Raw genomic sequence first — 23,259 nt, 5'->3', positions numbered from 1 at the left:
CACCGTACCAATGACTAATTAACCAATAACTAATTAACCAATGACCAATAAACTAATATACCAATGAACTAATGTACCAAAAAAGGATTTACTCTCTCCAGCGCAAAATCCAATTGTTCCTGCTGTGTAAGATCGGTATTATCTAAAATAATGGCATCATCGGCCCTAACCAACGGACTTTCTTTTCGGGTAGTATCGGCATAATCCCTGTGGGCAAGGTTTTCAAAAACTTCTTCTAAAGTCGTTTCGTTGTTGCCTTTGCTCTCCAGTTCTTTAAACCTGCGTTCGGCCCTGATTTTCGGGTCGGCGGTCATAAAGAATTTTACAGGGGCATTTGGAAAAACGGTGGTGCCGATGTCGCGGCCATCCATTACAATGTTTTTAGATTTCCCCATACGCTGTTGTTGTTTCACCATTTCATGGCGGACAATTTTATGCGCAGAAACCTCACTTACATTTTCTGAAACCGGCATCAAACGGATCTCGTCTGAAACTTCTTCACCGTTAAGGGTGATGTGCGATTCATAATCGCGCGAATGGAAATTGAGTTCGATGTGTTGCAAGGCATCTTCAACCTGGGTATCATTGCTCACATCTATGCTGTTGCGTAAAAAATATAGGGTAACCGCACGGTACATGGCCCCGCTGTCTACATAAATGAAACCTAATTTTTTAGCCAGTGCTTTCGCTAATGTACTTTTTCCGCAAGATGAATAGCCGTCAATAGCTATAACCAAGTTTTTCTTCATTCTGCTACAAAGGTAAAAAAAGCCGATGGGTTTGCTAACTTTTTTTAGATCGATATTCTTTGTATTTTTGCCTGATGTTACCTAACAGAGAAGAAATTTTACGATCAGCCATTTTTAAAACATCGCGTAGCGGGGGTAAAGGCGGACAGAACGTAAACAAGGTTTCGAGTAAGGTAGAACTGGTTTTTAATGTAGAAACATTTGCATATTTTTCTGATGAGGAAAAAGCACAGCTTAAAATTAAGCTGCAGAACCGCATGGATAGTGAAGGTCTGCTGCATGTTGTTTCGCAAGAGGATAGGAGCCAGTTGCTCAATAAAGAAAAAAACATCATCAAGCTGATCGATCTGCTTAAAAAAGCATTGATGGTTCAAAAAAAAAGAAAACCAACCAAAATCCCAAAAGGTGTTATCGAAAAAAGGTTAAAAAATAAAGCCTCAACAGCGGAGAAAAAGAGAAACAGGAAAGTGGTTGATTTGTAATGATTTATGGCCGCACTATCACTATCTTTTTAGTTGTTATTTGATTTTACACATTAAACATTAAAATTTGTTGTATAAGTGGCACCAAAATTGACACTGGTGTGCACTCACACAAATAATTAAACCAAATGAAAAGAACTATTTTAGCGCTGGCCTTTATGGCTACACTTGCTGCCTGCAAGAAAAATCCAGAAGAAACTCCAAATTCTGTTCCTGAAGAAAAATTATCACCTGATATTGCCTATACGGTTAAGGGAGCAACCCAAGATACTCAGCCTTTACATTCACCATCTGCAACCTTCAACTTTTTAGGGTTTGGATATGATGTTACAGATAAGTTTAATGATCTGGCTTCTGTAAGAGGCAATGTAGTCGATATTTCTGCTTATGCTGCTGACGGATCGTATAATGTTATTCCTGTAAGGGGTACACAATCTTCGTGGAGGACTACTTTGGCTGAAAATGCCGTTGATTTATCAACAAAATTTTCTAATTCATATAATGCAACCAAGAGCTTAAAACTCTTTGGAAATACCATTAATCAGGGATTTCCAGGAACGGATGCGACTAATAAAAAATATGTTTATGGACACTATTCGTATTATATAATCTTGAAGTTATATAAGTTTTATTATGACCAGGGAGTAAATAAATTTTTAACAGCAGATTTTAAGAAAGATATTACTTTGTTACCTGCTAAGGAACTTGTTAGTAAATATGGAACTCATGTATTAACAAACATAAAAATAGGTTCTAAATTTGACGTTATTTACCAGGCAGAAGCACCTCAGAACGAGAGAAGGGGGGCGATTGTGATGGAAGGATTACGTTATACATTAAAAAGGACATTTGGCTTGCCTACGGGCTACCTGGATGAGCCTATCCTACGCAATCTAAATGATAATACTTCTGCCCAGATCTACTATAGTTCAACAGGCGGTGACATTAGCAAATTAAAGCCCGAAACCATAAACAACAGAGTTATTGTGAACCTTACCAACTGGGTTGGTTCTACGACAGAGGATAAAGCAACTTTTATAGGTGCTGCTGAAGACGGTTTGGCCCCACTATATAACTTTATTGATGATGCAGCTAAAAAAGCTGAAGTAAAAGCTTACCTGGATCAGTACTATGCCGATAAGGTAGCAAAACTGACAAATTAAATAGATACAATAAAGGGACAGTTTAACTGTCCCTTTATTGTATCTAAAGTTATTATTGATCAGGTTCTAATATCAGTTTTCAGTTAGACAATTAACCTAACTCTTCCCAAATCGATAATATAAGCTTAAACCACCATAATTCTGTGCTTTCGCTACACTTTTAACTTCTTTTGTTTTAAAAATTACGTTAAAATCGGCTGTAAATCTTTTTGAACTGTAATTTACACCAAACTGTTGTTCAAAAACGAATGGTTTTACACCAAACGTTACCGGGCTATTATTGTTGAAAAGACTACCCTGGATGGTGGCATCGTAAGCGACAAAATTAAGCTGCGGTTTTACATAAAAGAAAAATTCAGCATTATTTAGGCTTTTGGTTTTCGAATTTCCAATTACGGCATTATGGTAAGCACTATTGAACAATTGATTGATTTTGCCGGCTCTGAAAAGTACTGATGTGCCCAAACCCGAAAAAGTGGTGCCTAAATTGGCATAACCCTGGGCACTGATATCTGCAATTGGGTCTTCAGGCCTAAAGAGCAATTTACTGTAATTGGCAGCCAGGTTTACGGCCAGTTCATTTTTGATCTGGTAATCCCAACCTGCTGGCGTGTAAAAACCAACCGTTTTATGGAGAAAACGTTGTGCATCCTGTGCAAGTGAGTTAGGACCAACTGTACCTAATTCTAAACTGGTTTTTAAAACACTTTCGTTTTTGTAGAAAACCGAATAGGCACCACCGGCATACAGGTAACCTGCAAAAGGTCTGTCCTGATCTTCTTTTTTCGGTACCTGACCCCAATATGGGGTATACATTTTTTGACCTGCAGAAATTTCGTAGGTCTTCTTTTCGATCTTATCTGATAACTTTTCGGTATTAAGTGCTCTTCTGAAATAAATAAATAAGCCGTTGGTATAATAACGATCATTTAAAGTAGCCAGATAAGCATCATTTTCGGTTTTAAAACCAAATTCGTTTTTAAAAGATTGGGCAAAACCAGTTGATACAGCCAAACAAAAAAATAGTGCAAATAAAAGTGATTTCATAAAAAAGTCCCGATAATTACCGGGACTATAAAAGTATTTATTGTAATTGGATTTTTGATTGTTCTCTGTTAAAAGATTATAAATTAGTTTACAATCGGTGCAATTTTAATACTTAAATCCAAAGGTTTTTTTACCTTGTTTTTAGTCAGTGCCAAATCAATTACTTCGCTCATTTCGGTTACATAATGGAATTTTAAATCCTTGATGTAACTTTCTTTGATTTCTAAAATATCTTTACGGTTGCTCTTGCACAGGATAATTTCTTTAATGTCGGCTCTTTTGGCGGCCAGGATTTTTTCTTTTATACCACCTACCGGAAGCACTTTTCCGCGAAGAGTAATCTCACCCGTCATGGCTAGATGTTGTTTTACCTTACGTTGGGTAAAGGCCGAGGTTAATGCCGTTAACATGGTTATTCCGGCCGATGGACCATCTTTAGGCGTAGCGCCTGCCGGAACGTGTACATGTACATCCCAATTATCAAATAAAGTATAATCAATGCCAAATTCTGCAGCATGTGCACGTAAATAAGCCAGTGCAATCACCGCCGATTCTTTCATTACATCGCCCAGGTTACCTGTTAAGGTTAATTTTCCTTTCCCCGGACTTAAACTCGATTCGATGAATAAAATATCTCCACCAACACTTGTCCAGGCTAAACCTGTTACAACTCCGGCTACTTCATTGCCTTCGTACAAATCCTTGTCGTAAATAGGAGCACCTAAAATACGCTCCACATCATCATTGTCTAAATTTACGTTGTAGGTTTCTTCCATGGCAATTTTAGTGGCCACGCCACGTACCAGAGAGCCTATTTTTTTCTCTAAACCACGCACACCTGATTCTCTGGTGTAATCTTCAATTACTTTTTCGATCAGGGCAGGTTTAATGGAAATATCTTTGGTCTGCAAACCATGATTTTCTTTCTGTTTTGGCAACAGGTATTTTTTGGCAATCTCTATTTTTTCTTCAATGGTATATCCGTTTACTTCAATAATCTCCATACGATCTAACAACGCAGGCTGAATAGTGCTTAACGAGTTAGCTGTAGCAATAAACAGGATGTTTGATAAGTCATAATCCACTTCTACATAGTGATCGTAAAAGGCATTGTTCTGCTCAGGATCCAAAACTTCCAGCAAAGCTGATGATGGATCTCCACGGTGATCAGTACCAACCTTATCAATCTCATCCAGCACAAAAACAGGATTATCTGCGCCGGCTTTTTTAATGGAAGAAATGATACGTCCCGGCATGGCACCGATATAAGTTTTACGGTGGCCGCGGATTTCTGCTTCATCGCGGATACCGCCTAAAGCCATGCGCACATATTTACGGCCTAATGCTTTTGCAATCGATTTGCCGAGTGATGTTTTGCCGACTCCCGGAGGGCCAACCAAACATAAAATAGGCGCTTTCATATTGCGTTTTAGTTTTAGTACAGCCAGGTATTCAATAATACGTTGTTTTACTTTTTCTAAACCGAAATGATCTTTATCTAAAATGCGCTGTGCTCTTTTTAGGTCGAAATTATCTTTTGTAAACTCGTTCCACGGTAAATCCAACAGTAATTCCAGATAGTTTAACTGTACCGAATAATCTGGCGCAGCAGGATTCATTCTACCTAACTTGTCTATCTCTTTATCAAAATGATCGGCAACCGCCTGGGTCCATTTTTTCTTTTTAGCCCTTTCCTGTAAAGCGTCAAATTCTAAATCGGCAGCATTACCGCCAAGTTCTTCCTGAATGGTTTTTAGCTGTTGATTTAAAAAATAATCACGTTGCTGTTTGTCTAAATCGGTACGTACTTTTGACTGGATCTGATTTCTCAATTCCAGCATCTGCAATTCCACCATCAAAAGTTCCATTACCTTTTGCGCTCTTTCCTGCAATTTATCCATTTCAAGGATTTTTTGCTTATCGGCCATTTCGGCATTCATGTTTGATGAAATGAAATTGATCAAAAATGAATTGCTCTCAATATTCTTAAGTGCGATGCTGGCTTCGCTCGGGATATTTGGCGAAAGCTGGATGATTTGTGCAGACATCTCCCGTATAGAGGCAATCAAGGCTTTAAACTCTTTATCTGCCTTATGCTTTTGTTCTACAAACTTTTTAACAACCGCTTTAATGTAAGGTTCGTTCTGCACTTCTTCAATCAAACTGAAGCGTTGTTTACCCTGGATAATTACGGTTGTATTTCCATCAGGCATCTGTAATAGCTTAATGATGTTGGCAACGGTACCAACGGTGTTAAGCTGCTCAAAAGTAGGGTCTTCAATAGAAACATCTTTTTGAGAAACCACCCCAATAATCTTATTTCCTTTATAGGCTTCCTTAATCAACTTAATCGATTTGTCCCTTCCCACTGTAATAGGAATAACTACTCCAGGAAATAAAACGGTATTTCGCAAAGGCAATATGGCCAGGGTTTCCGGCGTTTCTTCATTGTTCATTTCATCTTCGTCCTGTTGAGACATTAATGGAAAAAACTCTGTATCCTCATTTATGATTGGCATTGCTGTTTGGAAATCAAATATATCTTGTTTACTCATTATCACATTTTCCGCTAACGACAAACTGGCAGTTTAGTCGTATTTAATTTGTTTAATTTTTGTATTCCCTTCATAAATTCAACTCTTGTGCCAAAATAAAAATAATATTAATGATATGTTAAAAAGGCAGAGTAATATAAATATTTTCGCCCATATCATATAAAGCATTTTTTAGCGTTTAAGCTAATGTTCAGGGCAAGCGGTTTTTAATGAAAGAAAAATTAAAAACTTTTAAATTATCAGAATAGGATTATATTGCAAAAAATTTCTCCTATAAAATTTGATTAGGGGTTAGATTTGTTACACTTATTATTCATACATGGACTATTTTAAGAAAGCGATTTTAGGATTAATGATTTTTACATCAACCGCTAGTTTCGCGCAGAGCAATTACGAGAGGAGCATGCAGGCGATGATGAAGGGTGATTACAAAACCGCTGCTATGCAATTAGAAAAAGCTGAGGCTAAAACTCCTGATAATGCTCGTGTACTCCAGATGCTTGGTTATTCTTACTTCCAAAATCACGAATACGAGAAATGTATCGCCACTTACAGCCGATTGCTGAACATCAAGCCTACTGAGGTTTCGGCATATTATTATCGTGGTATAGCGAGGTTAAAAATTGCTAATGATCCTAAAGAATCGTTAAACACGATGCGTGAAAATTTTTATCAGGCATCTTTAAAAGATTTTACAAAAGCAATTGAGATTAACGGAGATGAAGATGCGCAGATGTTTCAGAACCGTGGCTTAGCTTATAAAGATTATGCAATTTTCAGGTCTTTCAAAGCAAAGAAAAAGGAAGAAAAAGCAGCTTGTATTGCTTTATTCAATAACTCTATTGCTGATTTTCAAAAGGTATTAACGCTTCAGCCGTTAAGAAAGGATATTATCGATTGGGTAACTTATGATAAGGCGCAGATTGCCAGCCTTAAATAAAAAAAAATCATTGAAATGGAAAAGGGATCTGAATAATATTCGGATCCCTTTTTTTCTATTTCAGTTTTCCGACCACGGAGTATCTTTTATCCTTTAATAGCCTGATTTTCTGGTGCTTTTTGATGCTGTATAAGCTGTCGGGACAATAAGTTAGCGTATCCTGAGATTGATAGAGGATATTTTTATTATCGATAATGATCTCTATTTTACCTGCTTTCTGACCTTTCCAGGTAATGGAAACCTTCTTTATTGGGATTTTTTTATGGTCAGAAGTATAAATATCAATTCCGTTTTCCTGGTTTGTTTCAAAACTTCCTTTCCATGATGTTTTGTTAATATCTGCATTAACAAAAATGGCAAGTTCCTTTGTCCAGTCAGAAATTTTAACGTTTTTGTTTTCAACCGTCCCATCTACGCTTACGGTTTTATTTACAACGGGGTTTAGCTTTTGTAAACGTGAAATTTCTTTCTCAAAATATCCTTTTATATCAAAATATGCCAAATTGGTATTTGCTTCAGCTGCTTTTCGCTGGTTACAGGAAAATAAAGCCAAAGCAAATACGGGGATAAAAAGTTTTTTGATCATTATACTAAAACGTTTCCTGTCATTTCTGCCGGAATATCCACGCCTAATATTTTTAGAATAGTAGGGGCAATATCACCTAGTTTGCCGTCTGCAATGGTTTTGTAGTCTTTATCAATTAAAATGCAAGGAACCAGGTTGGTTGTATGCGCAGTGTTGACAGATCCGTCGGCATTCACCATAAACTCAGAGTTTCCGTGATCAGCTAAAAGAATAAAGGAATAGCCGTTTTCCAAACCTTTGTTCACTACAGTTTCGGCACATTTATCTGCCGTTTCTACTGCTTTTACCACGGCCTCAAAAACACCTGTATGACCTACCATATCTGGATTGGCAAAGTTTAAGCAGATAAAATCAGCCCATCCTGTTTCCATTTCCTTAGTAATGGCATCCGTAATGCCTGCAGCACTCATTTCCGGTTGAAGGTCATAAGTTGCAACTTTTGGAGAAGGAATTAAGATGCGTTTCTCATTGGTAAATTCGGCCTCTCTACCGCCAGAGAAGAAGAAAGTAACGTGCGGATATTTTTCGGTTTCGGCAATACGAATCTGGTTTTTATTATTGTTCGCCAGTACTTCCCCGATAGTTTGGGTTAAATCATCTTTGGTGAAGATTACATTTACTTTTTCAAAACTCTCATCGTAAGTTGTCATAGTAACGTAATACAATGGCAGTTTATGCATCTGCTGCTCCGGGAAATCTTTCTGGGTCAAGGCTGTTGTAATCTCACGCCCCCTGTCAGTACGGAAATTGAAACAGATTACCACATCATCATTCTGGATAGTGGCTACCGGAGCAGCATTATCCTGCGTTAATACGATAGGTTTTAAAAACTCATCTGTAATACCATCCGCATATGATTTTTTGATTGCAGCTAAAGCATCCTCGGTTTTTTCGCCTATTCCATTAACCATTACATCATAAGCTTGCTTTACACGTTCCCAACGGTTATCACGGTCCATGGCATAATACCGGCCAACCATAGTTGCCAGTTTAGTATTGGAATTTTGTAAGTGGTTTTCCAGGTCGGTAATAAAACCCAAACCGGAGTTTGGATCCGTATCACGGCCATCCAAAAAAGCATGGACAAAAGAATTTGGAACATTTGCTTCATTTGCGGCATCGCATAAAGCTTTTAAATGTTCAATGTGTGCATGTACTCCACCATTTGAAACCAGACCGATAAAATGAACTGCTTTATTATGCTGTTTGGCATAATCAAAGGCACTTACTAAAACCGGGTTGTTGTGCAACTCCCTGTCGGTTATAGCTTTATTAATTCTTCCAAGCTCCTGATAAACTACCCTTCCTGCACCCAGGTTCATGTGTCCGACTTCTGAGTTGCCCATTTGGCCTGCAGGTAAGCCTACTGCTTCGCCAGATGCCTCAAGCCTAGAATTTGGGTACTTCTGTAATAACGAATCGAAAAAAGGAGTGTTGGCAGCGTATGCGGCGTCAGAATTATCTTGTTTTCCATAGCCCCAGCCATCTAGAATTATAAGCGCGAGTTTTTTATCGTTTACCATTTTTATTGTAAAATTTATTGATCTTTGTCAAAACATTTTCATGTATAACATGTTTAGTGTTTTGTTTACATGGCAAATATAACTTTATTGAAGCGTATCCAAATGAAGAAATCCTTTTTTTGATATGCTAATGGCATAATTTTAGCTATAGGGTTCTGTATAAAATACAGAAATGATCCGGAGCTTATTTTTATTCATAATTAGTTTATCGTCGTTATATCACCCAAATGCCTTTCAGGCCGATATAATCGATGATTTATCGTCGTATTTTAAGGCTGGCAACTCAAAGGAAATCGCTAAAGATTTTGCCTCAACTATCGAACTGATCATTATTGATGAAGAAGATGTATACTCTAAAGCACAGGGTGAACAGATTTTAAGAGATTTTTTTATCAAACATCCACCAATAAAAACAAGTATTTTTCATAAAATCAATACCAACCCAAATTATCGTTTTGGTGTAATCATGTTGAGCACTGCAAAAGAAACTTTCAGGGTTTCGATCACCATGAAAAAATTCAACACCAGTTTTTCTATTACCGAGTTACGGATAGAGCCTGCGAAGGATTAATGAAGTTGCAATTTGTGTAATTGAGCTTCTCTAGTCAGAAACCAAATTAGGCTTAACGATTCAGATTAACCCTTGGGGAATTGTCTGCTAATAAATAATTATTATTTTTGCGGCATTAAAATCTATATTTTGGATAATCAACTGATACAGCAATTCATCAAAAATGCCCTTTCTGAAGATGTGGGTGACGGAGATCATACTTCACTTTCTACAATCCCGAAAGGAACACAGGGAAAAGCCAGACTCATCATCAAAGAAGATGGGATTTTAGCTGGAATTGAATTGGCCATCGAAATATTTAAGGAAGTTGATCCCGGTTTGGAAGTCGATGTATTACTACAAGATGGTGCTGCGGTTAAATTCGGAGATATAGCCCTAACCGTTGCCGGAAGTACACATTCTATTCTAATTGCCGAACGACTGGTGTTAAACTGCATGCAGCGTATGAGTGGCATTGCTACTAAAACACGGCGCATTGTCTCACTGTTGAAAACAACCAAAACCAGGATTTTAGATACCCGTAAAACCACCCCTGGTTTGCGCTATTTAGAGAAATGGGCGGTAAGGATTGGTGGAGGGGTAAATCACCGCATAGGTTTATATGATATGATCCTGATTAAGGACAACCATGTAGATTATGCAGGAGGGATTTCAAATGCCATTACAGCTGCTCAGCAATATATTGCAGATCAAAATAAATCACTTCAGATCGAAATCGAGGTGCGGAACCTGGAAGAGTTAAGGCAGGTTCTTGCTGTAGGTGGTGTGGACCGGATTATGCTTGATAATTTCAGTTTTGAAGACTTAAAAGCCGCAGTGGAACTAATTGACGGAAAATTTATTACCGAGGCTTCCGGAGGGATTACTGAGGAAAACGTTGCAGCATATGCAGCTTGTGGAGTAGATTTTATTTCGATGGGTGCGCTTACACATTCTGTGAAAAGCCTGGATATGAGTTTAAAAGCATACTAAATTGATTTGCTCTAAAATTAAAAGCTTATTTTTTGTAACATTGTAGGCTATGGTTACGGTTTATTCTCTCAGCGCGTTAATAATTGCTTACCTTTTCGGATCTATCCCAACGGCTGTATGGCTAGGTCAGGCCTTTTATGGTGTTGACGTTAGGGAATATGGAAGTGGTAATGCTGGCGCAACCAATACCTTTAGGGTGTTAGGCAAAAAAGCCGGAATTGCCGTAATGATCATTGATATTGCAAAGGGCTATACTGCAACTAATTTAGCCTATCTCATTGGCATGTCGGTAACCGGCCCCCAGAATTCAGTTGTTTTTGTTAACTACCAGCTCGCCTTGGGGGTAACTGCAGTAATGGGGCATTTGTTTCCTGTTTTTGCTGGCTTTAGGGGAGGGAAAGGAGTGGCTACACTTTTTGGAATGGTTTTAGCAGTTAACTTCGAAGCATCTATGCTTTGCGTTCTGGTTTTTGTGGTGGTACTGCTATTAACTAAATACGTTTCATTAAGTTCCATTTGTGCAGGATTTACCTTTCCGTTAAGTGTGGTTTTCCTGTTTCAGGTTTCCATTAAATCTGAAGTGCTTTATGGTATGGTGGTTTGTATTTTAATTTTGGTTACGCACCAGAAAAATCTCGAAAGATTGCTGAAAGGCAAAGAATCAAAAGTGTATTTGTTTAGAAAGAAAACGAATTAACCAACAAAACACATTTCTGTAAAACTTATTTATAGGCTTGATGTTTAATCAACGGCTTTTGCTTATCAGTTTTACAAAATCATTTAAAAAAAATCGCATTTATGAAAAAAATATTTTTAGCAGCAAGTGTTGCTGGGATCTTATTATTTAACTCATGTTCTACTGTTCCTTTAACGGGTCGTAGTCGATTTGATCTGGTAAGTAACGACCAGGTTTTGCCAATGGCATTCCAGGCTTATAATACTTTTTTAACGGAAAATAAATCAGCCGTTTTGCCGGCGTCCAATGCTCAGGCTTTGAAAGTTAAAACCGTTGGAAACAGGTTAATTACTGCAGTAAAGTCATATATGAACAGCAATAACTATGGTAATCTGATTGCTGATTATCAATGGGAAGTTAACGTAGTGCAGAACAATGAAAAAAATGCCTGGTGTATGCCTGGTGGTAAGATTGTGGTTTACACAGGTATTTTACCCATTACACAGGACGATGCTGGTTTAGCGACAGTTATGGGACACGAGATTGCCCATGCCATTGCAGGTCACTCAGCAGAACGGATGTCGCAAGAAATGGTAGCGCAGGGCATAGGTGCTGCTGCAGGTGTGGCGCTTTCTAAAAATCCAAAAACCCAATCTATTTTTAATACATTGTATGGTGTAGGTACACCTGTTGCGATGTTGAAATTTAGCCGCAACCAGGAATTGGAGGCCGATCGTTTAGGTCTGATTTTTATGGCCATGGCCGGATATAATCCGCAAAATGCTACTGCTTTCTGGAATAGGATGTCAGACGCGTCAGCAGGATCACAAAGGCCACCGGAATTTTTAAGTACCCACCCAAGCGATGCAACACGGATAGCACAGATCCAAAAATATTTGCCTGAAGCGAAACAGTATTATAAAAGGTAGGGTAGAGGGCATGAAGGTTGAAAAGTGGAAGGTTTAGTCTAAAGCAAAATATCCGGTCTTAGCGTCTCGCTAAGGCCTTTTTTGTTTCAAAAAAATATCAATTGCGTCCCGGATGACAGACTCTTTTTAAGGATATTCATTAAGTCTTAGCGGAGCGCTAAAACTAGGGGAGGTTAATGGCCTCCTAATACCTGCAAAATTGCACTGGCTTTGAGTAAACACTCTTCATACTCTTTTTCGGCATCTGATTCATAAGTGATCGCTCCTCCCACCTGAAATGATAAGTATTGATTATCACTATTGTATAAGATGCTTCTGATCACCACATTAAAATCGAAATCGCCATCAGGTGTTATATATCCAAATGAGCCAGAATAAACACCTCTTTTGCTTAATTCATATTCTTCAATCAATTCCATGGCTTTAACTTTTGGGGCACCTGTCATAGAACCCATTGGAAAAGTGTTTTTAATGGCATCGATAAAGTGGATATCAGGATTTAATTCGCAGCTCACGGTCGAAATCATTTGATGAACCTGTGTGAAACTGTAGATGCCAAATAATTCATCAACGTTAACAGATCCCTTCACTGCAGATTTAGTGAGGTCATGGCGTACCAGATCTACAATCATTACATTTTCTGCCTGTTCTTTAATGCTGTTTCGGAGCTGCAATTTTACAGCTTTATCTTTTTCCGGATCCGAACTTCTTTTTGCTGTGCCCTTGATGGGTTGTGAAATGAGTCTCGATCCGCGTTTGCACAAAAATCTTTCTGGTGTGGCAGATAAAATATATTGGTCGTAAATCTTGAAATAGCCTGCAAATGGTGTGGGCGAAATCTGGTTTAATGCCTCAAAAGTATGAACGGGGCCTATTTCGGCATTTTCTGCAAAAAATTCCTGGCAGAAATTGACTTCATAAATATCCCCTCTATGGATGTGGTTCCTTAAAGCCTCAACTTTAGCTATATATTGATCTTTAGATAATCTATGTGAGATCTGTATCGCTCTAAGTTGTTTTTTATTTTCAAAGGATAAAGATTCGATATCATCTAAAACAGACTCATTACCAATAAGAACTTCAGCTTTACCATCCTTAAAAGCGATTAGGTATTTTGGAACAAAAAAATATAAATCCGGGAAGTTTAAACCGTCGGGATTATTAGATTGAAGATCTTCTATTTCGTTTTTTAAATCGTAGCTGAAATAGCTGAAAACCCATTGTTTGTGCTTAGCATAAAAAGTTTTTAACTGATCAAAACCATTGCATGTCGAGCAGTTTAGTTCTTCATGTACATTTGCAGCGATCATGAAATCGTAAACAGAATAAGCATCTTTATAATCGTTTGAATCTAAAAAGCAACAAACTTCAAACTGGTTGGCCCAGTGTAGCGCTTTTCGTTTAAAATCAGATATGTTTTGAATGGTTTTCAAGCTGCCGCAAAGGTAAAAATCACAGCGATAATTGTAAGAAATTAATTTTTATCTTTTGATTACGGTTTCTTAATTAGGAATATCGCCATTTCGAGGGGAGGGCAACGCAGTCGGGAACCACGAAGTGCTCAGCGAAGGTAAATCTGTTTAGATAGATCTCTCCCCGCCTTTACAGGCAGGCACTGTGCTTTGCTACGGTCTAGATGAAGATTTTTTATAATGAATAACTAAGAAACAAAAAAGCAATCCGCTATGGATTGCCTTTCTTTAATTGATCGTCACCCTGGATTTATTTCAGGGGCTATTAGTGTTAATAGATTAAATGGATGCTGAAATAATTCAGCATGACGAATCTTATATTTTAGCGTAATTCTAAAGTTTGTGCCCTATCCGGACCAACGGAAAGGAATTTAATAGGCACCTCCAATTCTTTTTCTAAGAATGCAATATATTCAGTCAGTTTAGCCGGAATTTCATCTACAGAGGTGATTTTGGTTACATCGGTAGCCCAACCATCAATGGCTTTCAATACTGGTTTTGGTTCAATAGAAATGATATCATAAGGCATGTAATCGATGGTTTCGCCATTATATTCATAGTGAGTACAGGCATAAATGGTATCGAAAGTGTCTAAAACATCAGCTTTCATCATAATTAATTCGGTTACACCGTTTAACATGATGGCATACTTTAAAGCAGGAAGATCAATCCAGCCGCAACGGCGGGCACGACCGGTAGTTGCACCAAACTCATGACCTAATGCGCGCAGGTTTTCACCAACCTCATTATCTAATTCGGTAGGGAAAGGGCCGCCACCAACACGTGTACAATATGCTTTGAAGATACCATAAACAGCACCTACTTTATTAGGGGCAATACCTAAACCGGTACAAGCGCCTGCTGTTGTAGTGTTGCTTGATGTTACGAAAGGATATGAACCGAAATCAACGTCTAACAACGTTCCTTGTGCACCTTCTGCTAAAACCGCTTTTCCTTCTTTTAAGAAACCATTCACATAATGTTCGCTATCTACATGAGGAATGGTTTTTAGGAATTCGATGGCCTCAAAAAACGATGCTTCTTTCTCCGCTAATTCATATTCAAAACCTTCGTAATGAGAAAGGATTTCGGTATGTTTTTCTACCAGTTTAGCATAACGCTCTTTGAAATCAGGTAGTGTAGTATCGCCAACACGTAAACCATTACGGCCGGTTTTATCCATATAAGTTGGGCCAATACCTTTTAAGGTTGATCCAATTTTATTTTTACCCATGCGTGCTTCGTTAGCTGCATCCAATAATTGGTGGGTAGGTAAAATTAAGTGTGCCTTGCGGGCAATCACTAATTTGCCATCGGCAATTGGGTCATGACCAGCTTTTTTTAAATTATCTAACTCTCTTTTTAGGATAATAGGGTCGATTACTACACCATTTCCAATAAGATTCATGGTTTTTTCGTTAAAAATTCCTGAGGGAATGGTATTCAGAACGAATTTCTTGCCATCAAACTCTAAAGTATGTCCGGCATTTGGGCCACCCTGAAAACGGGCGATAAGATCATATTTTGGACTGAGTACATCAACGATTTTTCCCTTTCCTTCATCACCCCATTGCAGGCCGAGAAGTACATCTACTTGCGTCATTATTTAATAAATTAAGCTGGTTTTATTTGTATTTTGATTTAATTTTGTTCGATTTTTTCGGCTGTTGCTACACTTTCATTTACTTTCCTAGCCATGCTGCAATCAGAGCAGAAACCATAAAGATTTAGCGAATGGTGTTTAACATCGAATTTTAACAGATCACCCACCATCGTTTGGATCTGGTGGATGCGGGGATCACAGAATTCTACTACTTTACCACACTCGATACAGATCACGTGATCATGCTGGCGGTAACCATATGATTTTTCGAATTGCGCCATGTTTTTACCAAACTGGTGTTTGGTAACCAAGTCGCAGGAAACCAATAATTCCAACGTATTATAAACCGTAGCACGACTAACGCGGTACTTTTGGTTTTTCATGTGGATATATAGGGTTTCTACATCAAAGTGGTCGTTTCTTGAATATATTTCTTCCAATATAGCGAAGCGCTCTGGTGTTTTACGTAGATTTTTGTTCTCTAAATAAGCCTCAAAAATCTTACGGACGAGCTCATTTGTTTTTTGTTCAGACATAGTTTTTAAACTCCATTCAAAGGTAGTTAATTAGTTTGATTGTTCGAGGCTTAGATTGTTTAAATGTTGTCAAAGTCGGAGTTCTGAGGTCTGGATCCGGAAGTTGAAATCGCAAATAGACTGCAACTTAGACTCTAAACCCAGACTTCGGACTTCGGTCTACAGACTCCCGACTACCTATGCGTCAAACCTGGTTACTCCGGTAACACCCCTTACTTTTAATAAATTTTTAATCAGGTTTTCCAGGTGTTCGGTATCATTTACAAAAATCATAATCGAACCATCAAAAATCCCCTCATTGGTATCGACGGTAATTGAGCGCATATTTACTTTAAAATCAGTAGAAATCACGCGTGTAATATTGTTGATTAAGCCAACATCATCAATACCTACAATACGTAAGCCGGTTAAGAAGGTTAATTCCTGTTGTTTATTCCATTTGGCTTTAACCACCCGGTAGCCATAATTGGCCATTAGCTGCGCGGCATTCGGGCAGTTGGTACGGTGTATTTTTATTCCTTCACTCACGGTGATGAATCCAAAAACGTCATCGCCAGGTATGGGGTTACAGCAGGCTGCCAACGTATAATCAATACGCTGCATATCTTCTCCAATGAGTAAGATGTCAGAATCTCCTCCTTTAATTTTGCTCTTTATTCCATCAACAGAAAGATTTTCAGGGCGTTCGGGACTACGGTGTTCAACTTCTTTTCCGCTTAGTAGGTACTCTTTAATATCTTTTAGTTCTATTTTACCGAGGGCAACATTTACAAAGAGTTCCTGGGTAGATGGTAGTTTAAAGAAATAACTCAGTTTCTGAATGTTATCGGTATTGTAGGTGATTTTAAGCGATTTCAGCTTCCTTTCTAAAATCTCCTTGCCATTTTCTGCAATTTTCCGTTTTTCTTCTTTTAGTGATGATTTAATTTTCGATTTGGCTTTAGCCGTAACCACCACATTCAGCCAATCTTCTTTTGGGGTTTGTTTGCTCGAGGTGATGATCTCTACCTGATCGCCATTTTGAAGTTTGTATGAAATAGGAACCAGCTTGTGGTTAACCTTGGCTCCAATACAGGTTGCACCTACATCGGTATGGATCTCGAAAGCAAAATCCAATGCTGTAGCACCTAAAGGCAGCTGGATTAAAGCACCTTTTGGTGTGAAAATAAAAATCTCATCTGAGAAAAGGTTCATTTTAAAATCATCGAGGAAATCCAAAGCGTTGGCTTCAGGATTACTCAACATTTCGCGTACTTTCTGGATCCACTGATCGAGGCCGTTGTCATTGCTCGACTCTTTGTATTTCCAATGTGCTGCAAAACCTTTCTCTGCAATCTCATTCATGCGTTGCGTACGGATCTGTACTTCCACCCATTGCCCGCGCGGTCCCATTACCGTGGTGTGCAAGCTTTCGTATCCATTTCCTTTTGGAGATGATACCCAATCGCGTAATCGATCTGGATTTGGACGGTATAAATCGGTTACGATGGAATATGCTTTCCAGCAATCAGCCTTTTCATTTTCTGGAGCCGAATCCAAAATAATCCGGATGGCAAAAAGATCATAAACCTCTTCAAAAGGGATATTTTTCTTTTTCATTTTATTCCAGATGGAGTGGATCGACTTAGGCCTGCCATAAACATCAGCCACTAAACCTTGTTCGTGCACAATCTCGTCAATAGGCTCTACGAATTTTTTGATGAAAAGTGCACGCTCTGCCTTTTTCTCATTTAATTTTTTTGCAATGAATTTATAGGTGTCAGGATCGAGATATTTCATCGAAAGATCTTCCAGCTCTGATTTTATAGCGTATAAACCCAAACGGTGGGCAAGGGGAGCGTATAAATAAATAGTTTCTGAAGCGATTTTAAGCTGCTTGTGGCGGGGCATAAAATCCATTGTACGCATATTGTGCAAACGATCGGCGAGTTTGATCAGGATTACCCTTACATCATCAGCCAGGGTAAGCAACATTTTACGGAAATTCTCTGCCTGTAAAGAGCTGTTGGTGTCAAAAACACCTGATATTTTGGTTAAGCCATCGATTATTTTAGCGGTTTTTTTGCCAAATTCGCGTTCAATATCTTCTAAAGTGATGTCAGTATCCTCTACCACATCGTGCAATAAGGCGCATACAATGGAAGTGGTTCCGAGTCCAATTTCTTCAGCAGCAATCTGCGCAACGGCAATTGGATGGTAAATATAGGGCTCGCCAGATTTGCGCCGCATATCTTTATGGCTTTCGAGTGCCATATCAAAAGCTTTTCGGATTTCTTTTTTATCCCCTTTCTGTAAGGTAGATTTACTTGCCCGAAGTAAGGCCCTGTATCTTTTTAGAATCTCTTGCTTTTCCGCCTCTAAATCAATCACTAACTCTGTTTTCATTTGTATTTTTTGCGTAAAAATTGCGTCTTATTTATGAATAAAACTTATATTAGTTCTGTGAAACAACTAATATATGAAATAACACCTAACTTTGTAAAAGTATAAATTTATGAAATTTAAAGGGCTATTTTTTCTTTGTATTGTAATGATTTATGGTGTTTCACTGCATGCACAGGAACCAACTGTCCCTGTATTCCCTAAATTAGGTAAAAGCGATACGATAAGAGTAGCCTCCACAAATGATAACGGCGTGATGATTCCATGGATGCAACTGAACGAGGTTAACATTTATGCGGCCAGAATCTGGAAATCGCCGGCAGAGCAGGCCGCTTATAACCGTTTACGGTATAACGTATTAAAAGTAATGCCTTATGCCTTGTTTGCCAAACGCCGTTACGAACAGCTGGAGCAGGATTTAGCCAAAACTTCAGAGAAAAAAGAACAGAAACAATTGGTTAAACAATGTGATAAAGAAATAAAAGACATGTTTAACCGCGAGATAAAAGAGTTGACGATTACACAAGGCCAGATTTTAACGAAACTGATCGACCGTGAAGTGGGCAGAACAACCTATGATATTGTAAAACAAACCAAAGGCGGTTTCGCAGCATTTTCGTACCAGATTGTAGCCCGTGTGGTAGGACATAATTTAAAAAGCACTTACGATCCGAATACAGATAGGGATATAGAATCTATTATCCGTACTTCGGGATTTTATCAATAACATACAATGCAGGATCGCATACCCAATATTTATTCCTTTAAGGTGAAGAAAGTTAACGGCGAAGAACAACCGTTATCAGCTTATCAAAACAAAGTTGTTTTAATTGTAAATACCGCATCAGAATGTGGTTTAACACCCCAGTTAAAGGAGTTACAGCAACTTAAGGATGAGATTAATAACCCCGATTTTGAAATCCTGGGTTTCCCTTCTAATGATTTTGGAAAGCAGGAACCTTTGAACGGAACTGATATTGCATCTTTCTGCGAGATCAATCATGGTGTAAAATTTCCGGTTTTTGATAAGATTGTCGTTCGCGGGGAAAATGCTCACCCACTTTATCAATTCCTGAGTGACAAAAAACAAAATGCCAAATTAAGTTCGAAACCCCGGTGGAACTTCCATAAATATATTGTGAACAGAAATGGCGAGCTGGAAGATTATTTCTTCCCGTTCACCAAGCCTTTGAATACGAAAATTAAAAAGAAAATTCAGCAGTTGCTGAGTCAAAATGCCCGATAATTGAATTAGTGAAACCGACATTATTAAAATAATCATTAGGCCAGATGGATAATGATTATTTTAATGATCAAAGGTTCCATCTGACAATTAAAAAACACGAAAACACAGATGAACTTAGATATTTTAGTAATCGCTGTGCATCCTGATGATGCGGAGCTTTGCTGTTCAGGTACGATTTTAAAACATATTGCCCTGGGTAAAAAAGTGGGCATTGTAGATTTAACCAGGGGTGAACTTGGTACAAGGGGGACAGCAGAAACAAGAGATGAAGAAGCGGCAGATTCAGCCAAGATTTTAGGATTGCATATTCGTGAAAATTTAAGGATGAGGGATGGATTTTTTCAGAACGATGAATATCACCGTTTGGAAGTGATTAAAGCCATCAGAAAATATCAACCAGAGATTATTTTGAGTAATGCGCTGGAGGATCGCCACCCAGATCATGGAAGGGCCGGTGACCTGGTTTACGATTCCGTTTTTTTATCAGGTTTGCCAAAAGTAGAAACCTCAATAGATGGAATTAAGCAAGAAGCACACCGCCCCCGATTGTTATTGCAGTTCATTCAAGATCGGTATTTAAAGCCTGATATTATTGTAGATGTATCTGATCATATGGATAAAAAAATCGAATCCATTAAGGCTTTTAAAACACAGTTTTATAATCCCGATGTTGAAGGTCAACAGACCTATATCTCCTCCCCAGAGTTTTTTGAAAGTGTAATCGGTCGTTCAAGGGAGTTTGGTAAAAGCATAGGCGCCACTTTTGGCGAAGGCTTTACTTCGCGAAAATTGTTGGGTGTGGATAATTTGTTTGATTTAAGGTAGGTCTTTTTTTGACCGCAAAGCTCGCAGAGAAAGGTGCAAAAAGCGCCAAGCTGGCCACATTTTTCTTGATTCGTTTAAACTTCAATGCCCTCTGTGGAAAAACTGAAATAGTGCTTTGATCTTAACCACAGAGACTCACAGAGAAAGGCACAAAGAGCATCGAGCTGGGTCCATTTTTTAATGACTTGAAACCTCAAATGTCTTTGTGAAAAAGTTTTGCGCCCTTAGCGGTTAAAATCTCTGTGTTCCTCTGTGCAAACCTCAGTGCCTTCTGTGGTAAAAATAAAATGATGCTTTGCGTTTCTTTGCGAAAAACTTTGCGCCCTTTGCGGAAAATCGAATCCACTGAAATCGCGCTTTGATCTTAACCACAGAGACTCACAGAGAAAGGCACAAAGAGCATCGAGCTGGATCCATTTTTTAATGACTTGGAAGCTCAAATGTCTTTGTGAAAAAGTTTTGTGCCCTTAGCGGTTAAAATCTCTGTGTTCCTCTGTGCAAACTTCAGTGCCTTCTGTGGTAAAAATAAAATTATGCTTTGCGTTTCTTTGCGGAAAAACTTTACGCCCTTTGCGGAAAATCGAATCCACTGAAATAGCGCTTTGATCTTAACCACAGAGACTCACAGAGAGAGGCACAAAGAGCATCGAGCCGGGTCCATTTTTTAATGACTTGAAAGCTCAAATGTCTTTGTGAAAAAGTTTTGCGCCCTTAGCGGTTAAAATCTCTGTGTTCCTTTGTGCAAACCTCAGTGCCTTCTGTGGTAAAGATAAAATGATGCTTTGCGTTTCTTTGCGGAAAAACTTCGCGCCCTTCGCGGAAAATCGAATCCACTGAAATCGCGCTTTGATCTTAATCACAGAGACTCACAGAGAAAGGCACAAAGAGCATCGAGCTGGGTCCATTTTTTAATGACTTGAAACCTCAAGTGTCTTTGTGAAAAAGTTTTGCGCCCTTAGCGGTTAATCTCGGTGTTCCTCTGTGCAAGCCTCAGTGCCTTCTGTGGTAAAAATAAGATGATGCTTTGCGTTTCTTTGCGGAAAAACTTTGCGCCCTTTGCGGAAAATCGAATCCACTGAAATAATGCTTTGATCTTGACCACAGAGGCTCACAGAGAAAGGCACAAAGAGCATCGAGCTGGGTCATTTTTTAATGACTTGAAACCTCAAATGTCTTTGTGAAAAAGTTTTGTGACCTTAGCGGTTAAAATCTTCGTGTTCCTCTGTGCAAACCTCAGTGCCTTCTGTGGTAAAAATAAAATGATGCTTAGCGTTTCTTTGCGGAAAAATTTTGCGCCCTTTGCGGTTATTTTGACAGCCCAACAAAACAGCCCTTCATTTGTTATTCTCAAAATGAATAATAATGGCGAATATATTTTCATCTCTCAAAAACGCTTACCGTCTTTTTAAACATGTAGATTTCGATAAGCTGGAAGCTTTATCAAAAAAAGTCGATTTACCCAAAATGGTCGAGACGATCTCGAGCCTGGATGATAAACAGATTCAGGGAATGATGAAAATGATGGGCGGATCTGGCAAAAAGAAAGCGTTGCCGCCTATAGAAGGAGACTTTTATCATTTGGGCGATGAAGCACTAAAAGATGAGGACCGTGCGCTCCAGTTGAAGGTACGTGCTTTTTTGGAACAGGAAGTGAAACCCATCGTTAACCAATACTGGAACAAAGCCGAGTTTCCATTTGAAATTATTCCAAAACTTGCCGAGCTCAATATTTGTGGTTTAACCTACAAAGGTTATGGCTGTCCGGGGAAATCCAATTTGATGGAGGGCATTTTAGCAATGGAGATGGCCCGAATCGATACCTCGATATCTACTTTTTTTGGTGTACAGAGTGGCCTGGCTATGGGTTCAATATACTTATGTGGCTCGGAGGAACAAAAACAGCAGTGGCTGCCGCTGATGCAACAATTTAAAATCATTGGCGCATTTGGGTTAACTGAGCCCGAAGTAGGGTCTGCTGCTGCCGGCGGACTAACCACAACCTGTAAAAAAGTAAATGGCAAATGGATATTAAACGGTCAGAAAAAATGGATCGGTAATGCTACTTTTGCAGATATCTTAATTATCTGGGCACGTGATGAAGAAAGCGGGGAGGTAAAAGGGTTTATCGTGAAGAAAGATAATCCGGGTTTTGCTGTAGAGAAAATGCAGGATAAAATGGCCTTAAGAATTGTACAGAATGGCTTGATTACCTTAACCGACTGTGAGGTAGATGAAGCCGATCGCCTGCAAAATGCAAACTCATTTAAAGATACGGCAAAGGTTTTGCAAATGACACGTGCAGGAGTAGCCTGGCAGGCAGTAGGTTGTGCGCGAGGCGCTTATGAAAATGCCCTGGAATATACACGCACCCGAAAACAGTTTGGTAAACCCATTGCATCTTTTCAATTGATTCAAAATCACCTGGTAGAAATGTTATCGAATTTAACGGCGATGCAAACACTTTGTTTCCGTTTATCACAGCTGCAAGACCAAGGTTTATTAAAAGATGAACATGCTTCGCTGGCCAAGGTTTTCTGTTCATTAAGAACGCGCGATGTAGTAAGCAAAGCAAGAGAAGTAATGGGCGGAAATGGTATTTTGCTCGAATACAATGTAGCACGTTTTGTGGCTGATGCTGAAGCCATTTATTCGTATGAGGGTACCAAAGAAATTAATACACTGATTGTAGGTAGGGCCATAACAGGCTTTTCAGCTTTTGTTTAGAGGTTGGGAAAACTCACGAAATTTAAAGGGCTAATGCGCTGGGAAAATTTGTGAGTTTAATGTTGGGTCCGAGCTAAATTATATTAGATACTTGTCAGTCTGAGCGTAGTCGAAAACTGATGTAAGGATGATAAATTGCAGGATTTTTTAGGGTTAGGAAATGAACGTCAGTGTTTCATAGGTGCTACAGCCCTGCCATTCGCTGTAGCCCGATGGAAAAATCGGGGCTGCCGCTGCTGTCAGGTTTATTGAACAAAGGTTCTTTGGATACATCCATA

General features: G+C 38.8%; 20 protein-coding genes. 11 read left to right on the top strand and 9 right to left on the bottom strand.

From position 1 onward, the window contains the following. Positions 1 to 68: 68 nt before the first annotated feature. Complete coding sequence (gene cmk / locus BM107_RS16385) at positions 69 to 749, bottom strand: (d)CMP kinase (protein ID WP_090985267.1); 681 nt, start codon at positions 747 to 749, stop codon at positions 69 to 71. 74 nt (positions 750 to 823) lie between these two features. Here cmk and arfB point away from each other — a divergent pair, with 74 nt between their 5' ends. Then, a complete protein-coding gene (arfB, locus tag BM107_RS16380; protein WP_090985265.1) occupies positions 824 to 1,231 on the top strand; it encodes an alternative ribosome rescue aminoacyl-tRNA hydrolase ArfB in 408 nt (135 codons plus the stop codon). A 128-nt stretch (positions 1,232 to 1,359) separates the two neighbouring features. Next, complete coding sequence (locus BM107_RS16375) at positions 1,360 to 2,394, top strand: MAC/perforin domain-containing protein (RefSeq protein WP_090985263.1); 1,035 nt, start codon at positions 1,360 to 1,362, stop codon at positions 2,392 to 2,394. Positions 2,395 to 2,490: 96 nt separating this feature from the next. Here the strand turns inward: BM107_RS16375 and BM107_RS16370 are convergent, their stop codons facing one another. Both BM107_RS16370 and lon read right to left on the bottom strand, forming a co-directional pair. Beyond that, on the bottom strand, positions 2,491 to 3,441 hold the full coding sequence (locus BM107_RS16370) for a lipid A deacylase LpxR family protein (RefSeq protein WP_090985261.1): 951 nt from the start codon (positions 3,439 to 3,441) through the stop codon (positions 2,491 to 2,493). A gap of 83 nt (positions 3,442 to 3,524) precedes the next feature. Continuing rightward, entirely contained in the window at positions 3,525 to 5,996 is a 2,472-nt protein-coding gene (gene lon / locus BM107_RS16365; RefSeq protein WP_090985260.1) for an endopeptidase La, read from the bottom strand. 319 nt (positions 5,997 to 6,315) lie between these two features. On the opposite strand from lon, the gene BM107_RS16360 reads away from it, so the two are divergent. Further along, the gene (locus BM107_RS16360; RefSeq protein WP_090985258.1) at positions 6,316 to 6,936 is read left to right on the top strand and encodes a tetratricopeptide repeat protein; all 621 of its coding nucleotides are present in this window, start codon (positions 6,316 to 6,318) and stop codon (positions 6,934 to 6,936) included. 55 nt (positions 6,937 to 6,991) lie between these two features. On the opposite strand, the gene BM107_RS16355 is transcribed toward BM107_RS16360, so the two are convergent. Further along, a complete protein-coding gene (locus tag BM107_RS16355) occupies positions 6,992 to 7,522 on the bottom strand; it encodes a hypothetical protein (protein WP_090985257.1) in 531 nt (176 codons plus the stop codon). Then, a complete protein-coding gene (gene gpmI, locus BM107_RS16350; RefSeq protein WP_090985256.1) occupies positions 7,522 to 9,045 on the bottom strand; it encodes a 2,3-bisphosphoglycerate-independent phosphoglycerate mutase in 1,524 nt (507 codons plus the stop codon). Before gpmI ends, BM107_RS16355 begins: the two co-directional genes overlap by 1 nt. Positions 9,046 to 9,217: 172 nt before the next feature. Between gpmI and BM107_RS16345 the strand changes: the two genes are divergently transcribed. The 4 genes from BM107_RS16345 (at position 9,218) to BM107_RS16330 (ending at position 12,193) form a co-directional block, all read left to right on the top strand. Beyond that, positions 9,218 to 9,616 (top strand): DUF4783 domain-containing protein, encoded by a 399-nt coding sequence (locus tag BM107_RS16345; protein ID WP_090985254.1) that lies wholly within the window; start codon positions 9,218 to 9,220, stop codon positions 9,614 to 9,616. 129 nt (positions 9,617 to 9,745) lie between these two features. After that, the gene (gene nadC, locus BM107_RS16340) at positions 9,746 to 10,588 is read left to right on the top strand and encodes a carboxylating nicotinate-nucleotide diphosphorylase (RefSeq protein WP_090985252.1); all 843 of its coding nucleotides are present in this window, start codon (positions 9,746 to 9,748) and stop codon (positions 10,586 to 10,588) included. A gap of 49 nt (positions 10,589 to 10,637) precedes the next feature. Then, positions 10,638 to 11,285, top strand: a complete 648-nt coding sequence (plsY, locus tag BM107_RS16335; protein ID WP_090985250.1) for a glycerol-3-phosphate 1-O-acyltransferase PlsY — start codon at positions 10,638 to 10,640, stop codon at positions 11,283 to 11,285. A 101-nt stretch (positions 11,286 to 11,386) separates the two neighbouring features. Further along, positions 11,387 to 12,193 (top strand): M48 family metallopeptidase, encoded by an 807-nt coding sequence (locus BM107_RS16330; RefSeq protein WP_090985249.1) that lies wholly within the window; start codon positions 11,387 to 11,389, stop codon positions 12,191 to 12,193. Positions 12,194 to 12,366: 173 nt separating this feature from the next. On the opposite strand, the gene BM107_RS16325 is transcribed toward BM107_RS16330, so the two are convergent. From BM107_RS16325 to BM107_RS16310, 4 genes are all read right to left on the bottom strand, one after another. Further along, entirely contained in the window at positions 12,367 to 13,626 is a 1,260-nt protein-coding gene (locus tag BM107_RS16325) for an anthranilate synthase component I family protein (RefSeq protein ID WP_090985247.1), read from the bottom strand. 361 nt (positions 13,627 to 13,987) lie between these two features. Continuing rightward, positions 13,988 to 15,268 carry an adenylosuccinate synthase gene (locus BM107_RS16320; RefSeq protein ID WP_090985245.1) on the bottom strand — a complete coding sequence of 427 codons (1,281 nt, stop codon included), beginning with the start codon at positions 15,266 to 15,268 and terminating at the stop codon, positions 13,988 to 13,990. 38 nt (positions 15,269 to 15,306) lie between these two features. Beyond that, positions 15,307 to 15,804 (bottom strand): Fur family transcriptional regulator, encoded by a 498-nt coding sequence (locus BM107_RS16315; protein ID WP_090985243.1) that lies wholly within the window; start codon positions 15,802 to 15,804, stop codon positions 15,307 to 15,309. Between the two features lie 177 nt (positions 15,805 to 15,981). Continuing rightward, positions 15,982 to 18,189, bottom strand: a complete 2,208-nt coding sequence (locus tag BM107_RS16310; RefSeq protein ID WP_090985241.1) for a RelA/SpoT family protein — start codon at positions 18,187 to 18,189, stop codon at positions 15,982 to 15,984. 109 nt (positions 18,190 to 18,298) lie between these two features. On the opposite strand from BM107_RS16310, the gene BM107_RS16305 reads away from it, so the two are divergent. From BM107_RS16305 to BM107_RS16275, 4 genes are all read left to right on the top strand, one after another. After that, positions 18,299 to 18,913 (top strand): DUF4294 domain-containing protein, encoded by a 615-nt coding sequence (locus BM107_RS16305; protein WP_090985239.1) that lies wholly within the window; start codon positions 18,299 to 18,301, stop codon positions 18,911 to 18,913. A 6-nt stretch (positions 18,914 to 18,919) separates the two neighbouring features. After that, the gene (locus BM107_RS16300; protein ID WP_090985237.1) at positions 18,920 to 19,432 is read left to right on the top strand and encodes a glutathione peroxidase; all 513 of its coding nucleotides are present in this window, start codon (positions 18,920 to 18,922) and stop codon (positions 19,430 to 19,432) included. 108 nt (positions 19,433 to 19,540) lie between these two features. Next, positions 19,541 to 20,257, top strand: a complete 717-nt coding sequence (bshB1, locus tag BM107_RS16295) for a bacillithiol biosynthesis deacetylase BshB1 (protein ID WP_090985235.1) — start codon at positions 19,541 to 19,543, stop codon at positions 20,255 to 20,257. A gap of 1,362 nt (positions 20,258 to 21,619) precedes the next feature. Further along, positions 21,620 to 22,981, top strand: coding sequence for an acyl-CoA dehydrogenase family protein (locus BM107_RS16275; RefSeq protein ID WP_090985227.1), 1,362 nt, complete (start codon positions 21,620 to 21,622; stop codon positions 22,979 to 22,981). Positions 22,982 to 23,259 lie beyond the last annotated feature (278 nt).

This window comes from Pedobacter suwonensis, from assembly GCF_900111825.1.
Lineage (GTDB): Bacteria > Bacteroidota > Bacteroidia > Sphingobacteriales > Sphingobacteriaceae > Pedobacter > Pedobacter suwonensis.
Note: the sequence above shows the minus strand (reverse complement) of the source record. Positions and strands in the feature narration are given on the sequence as shown.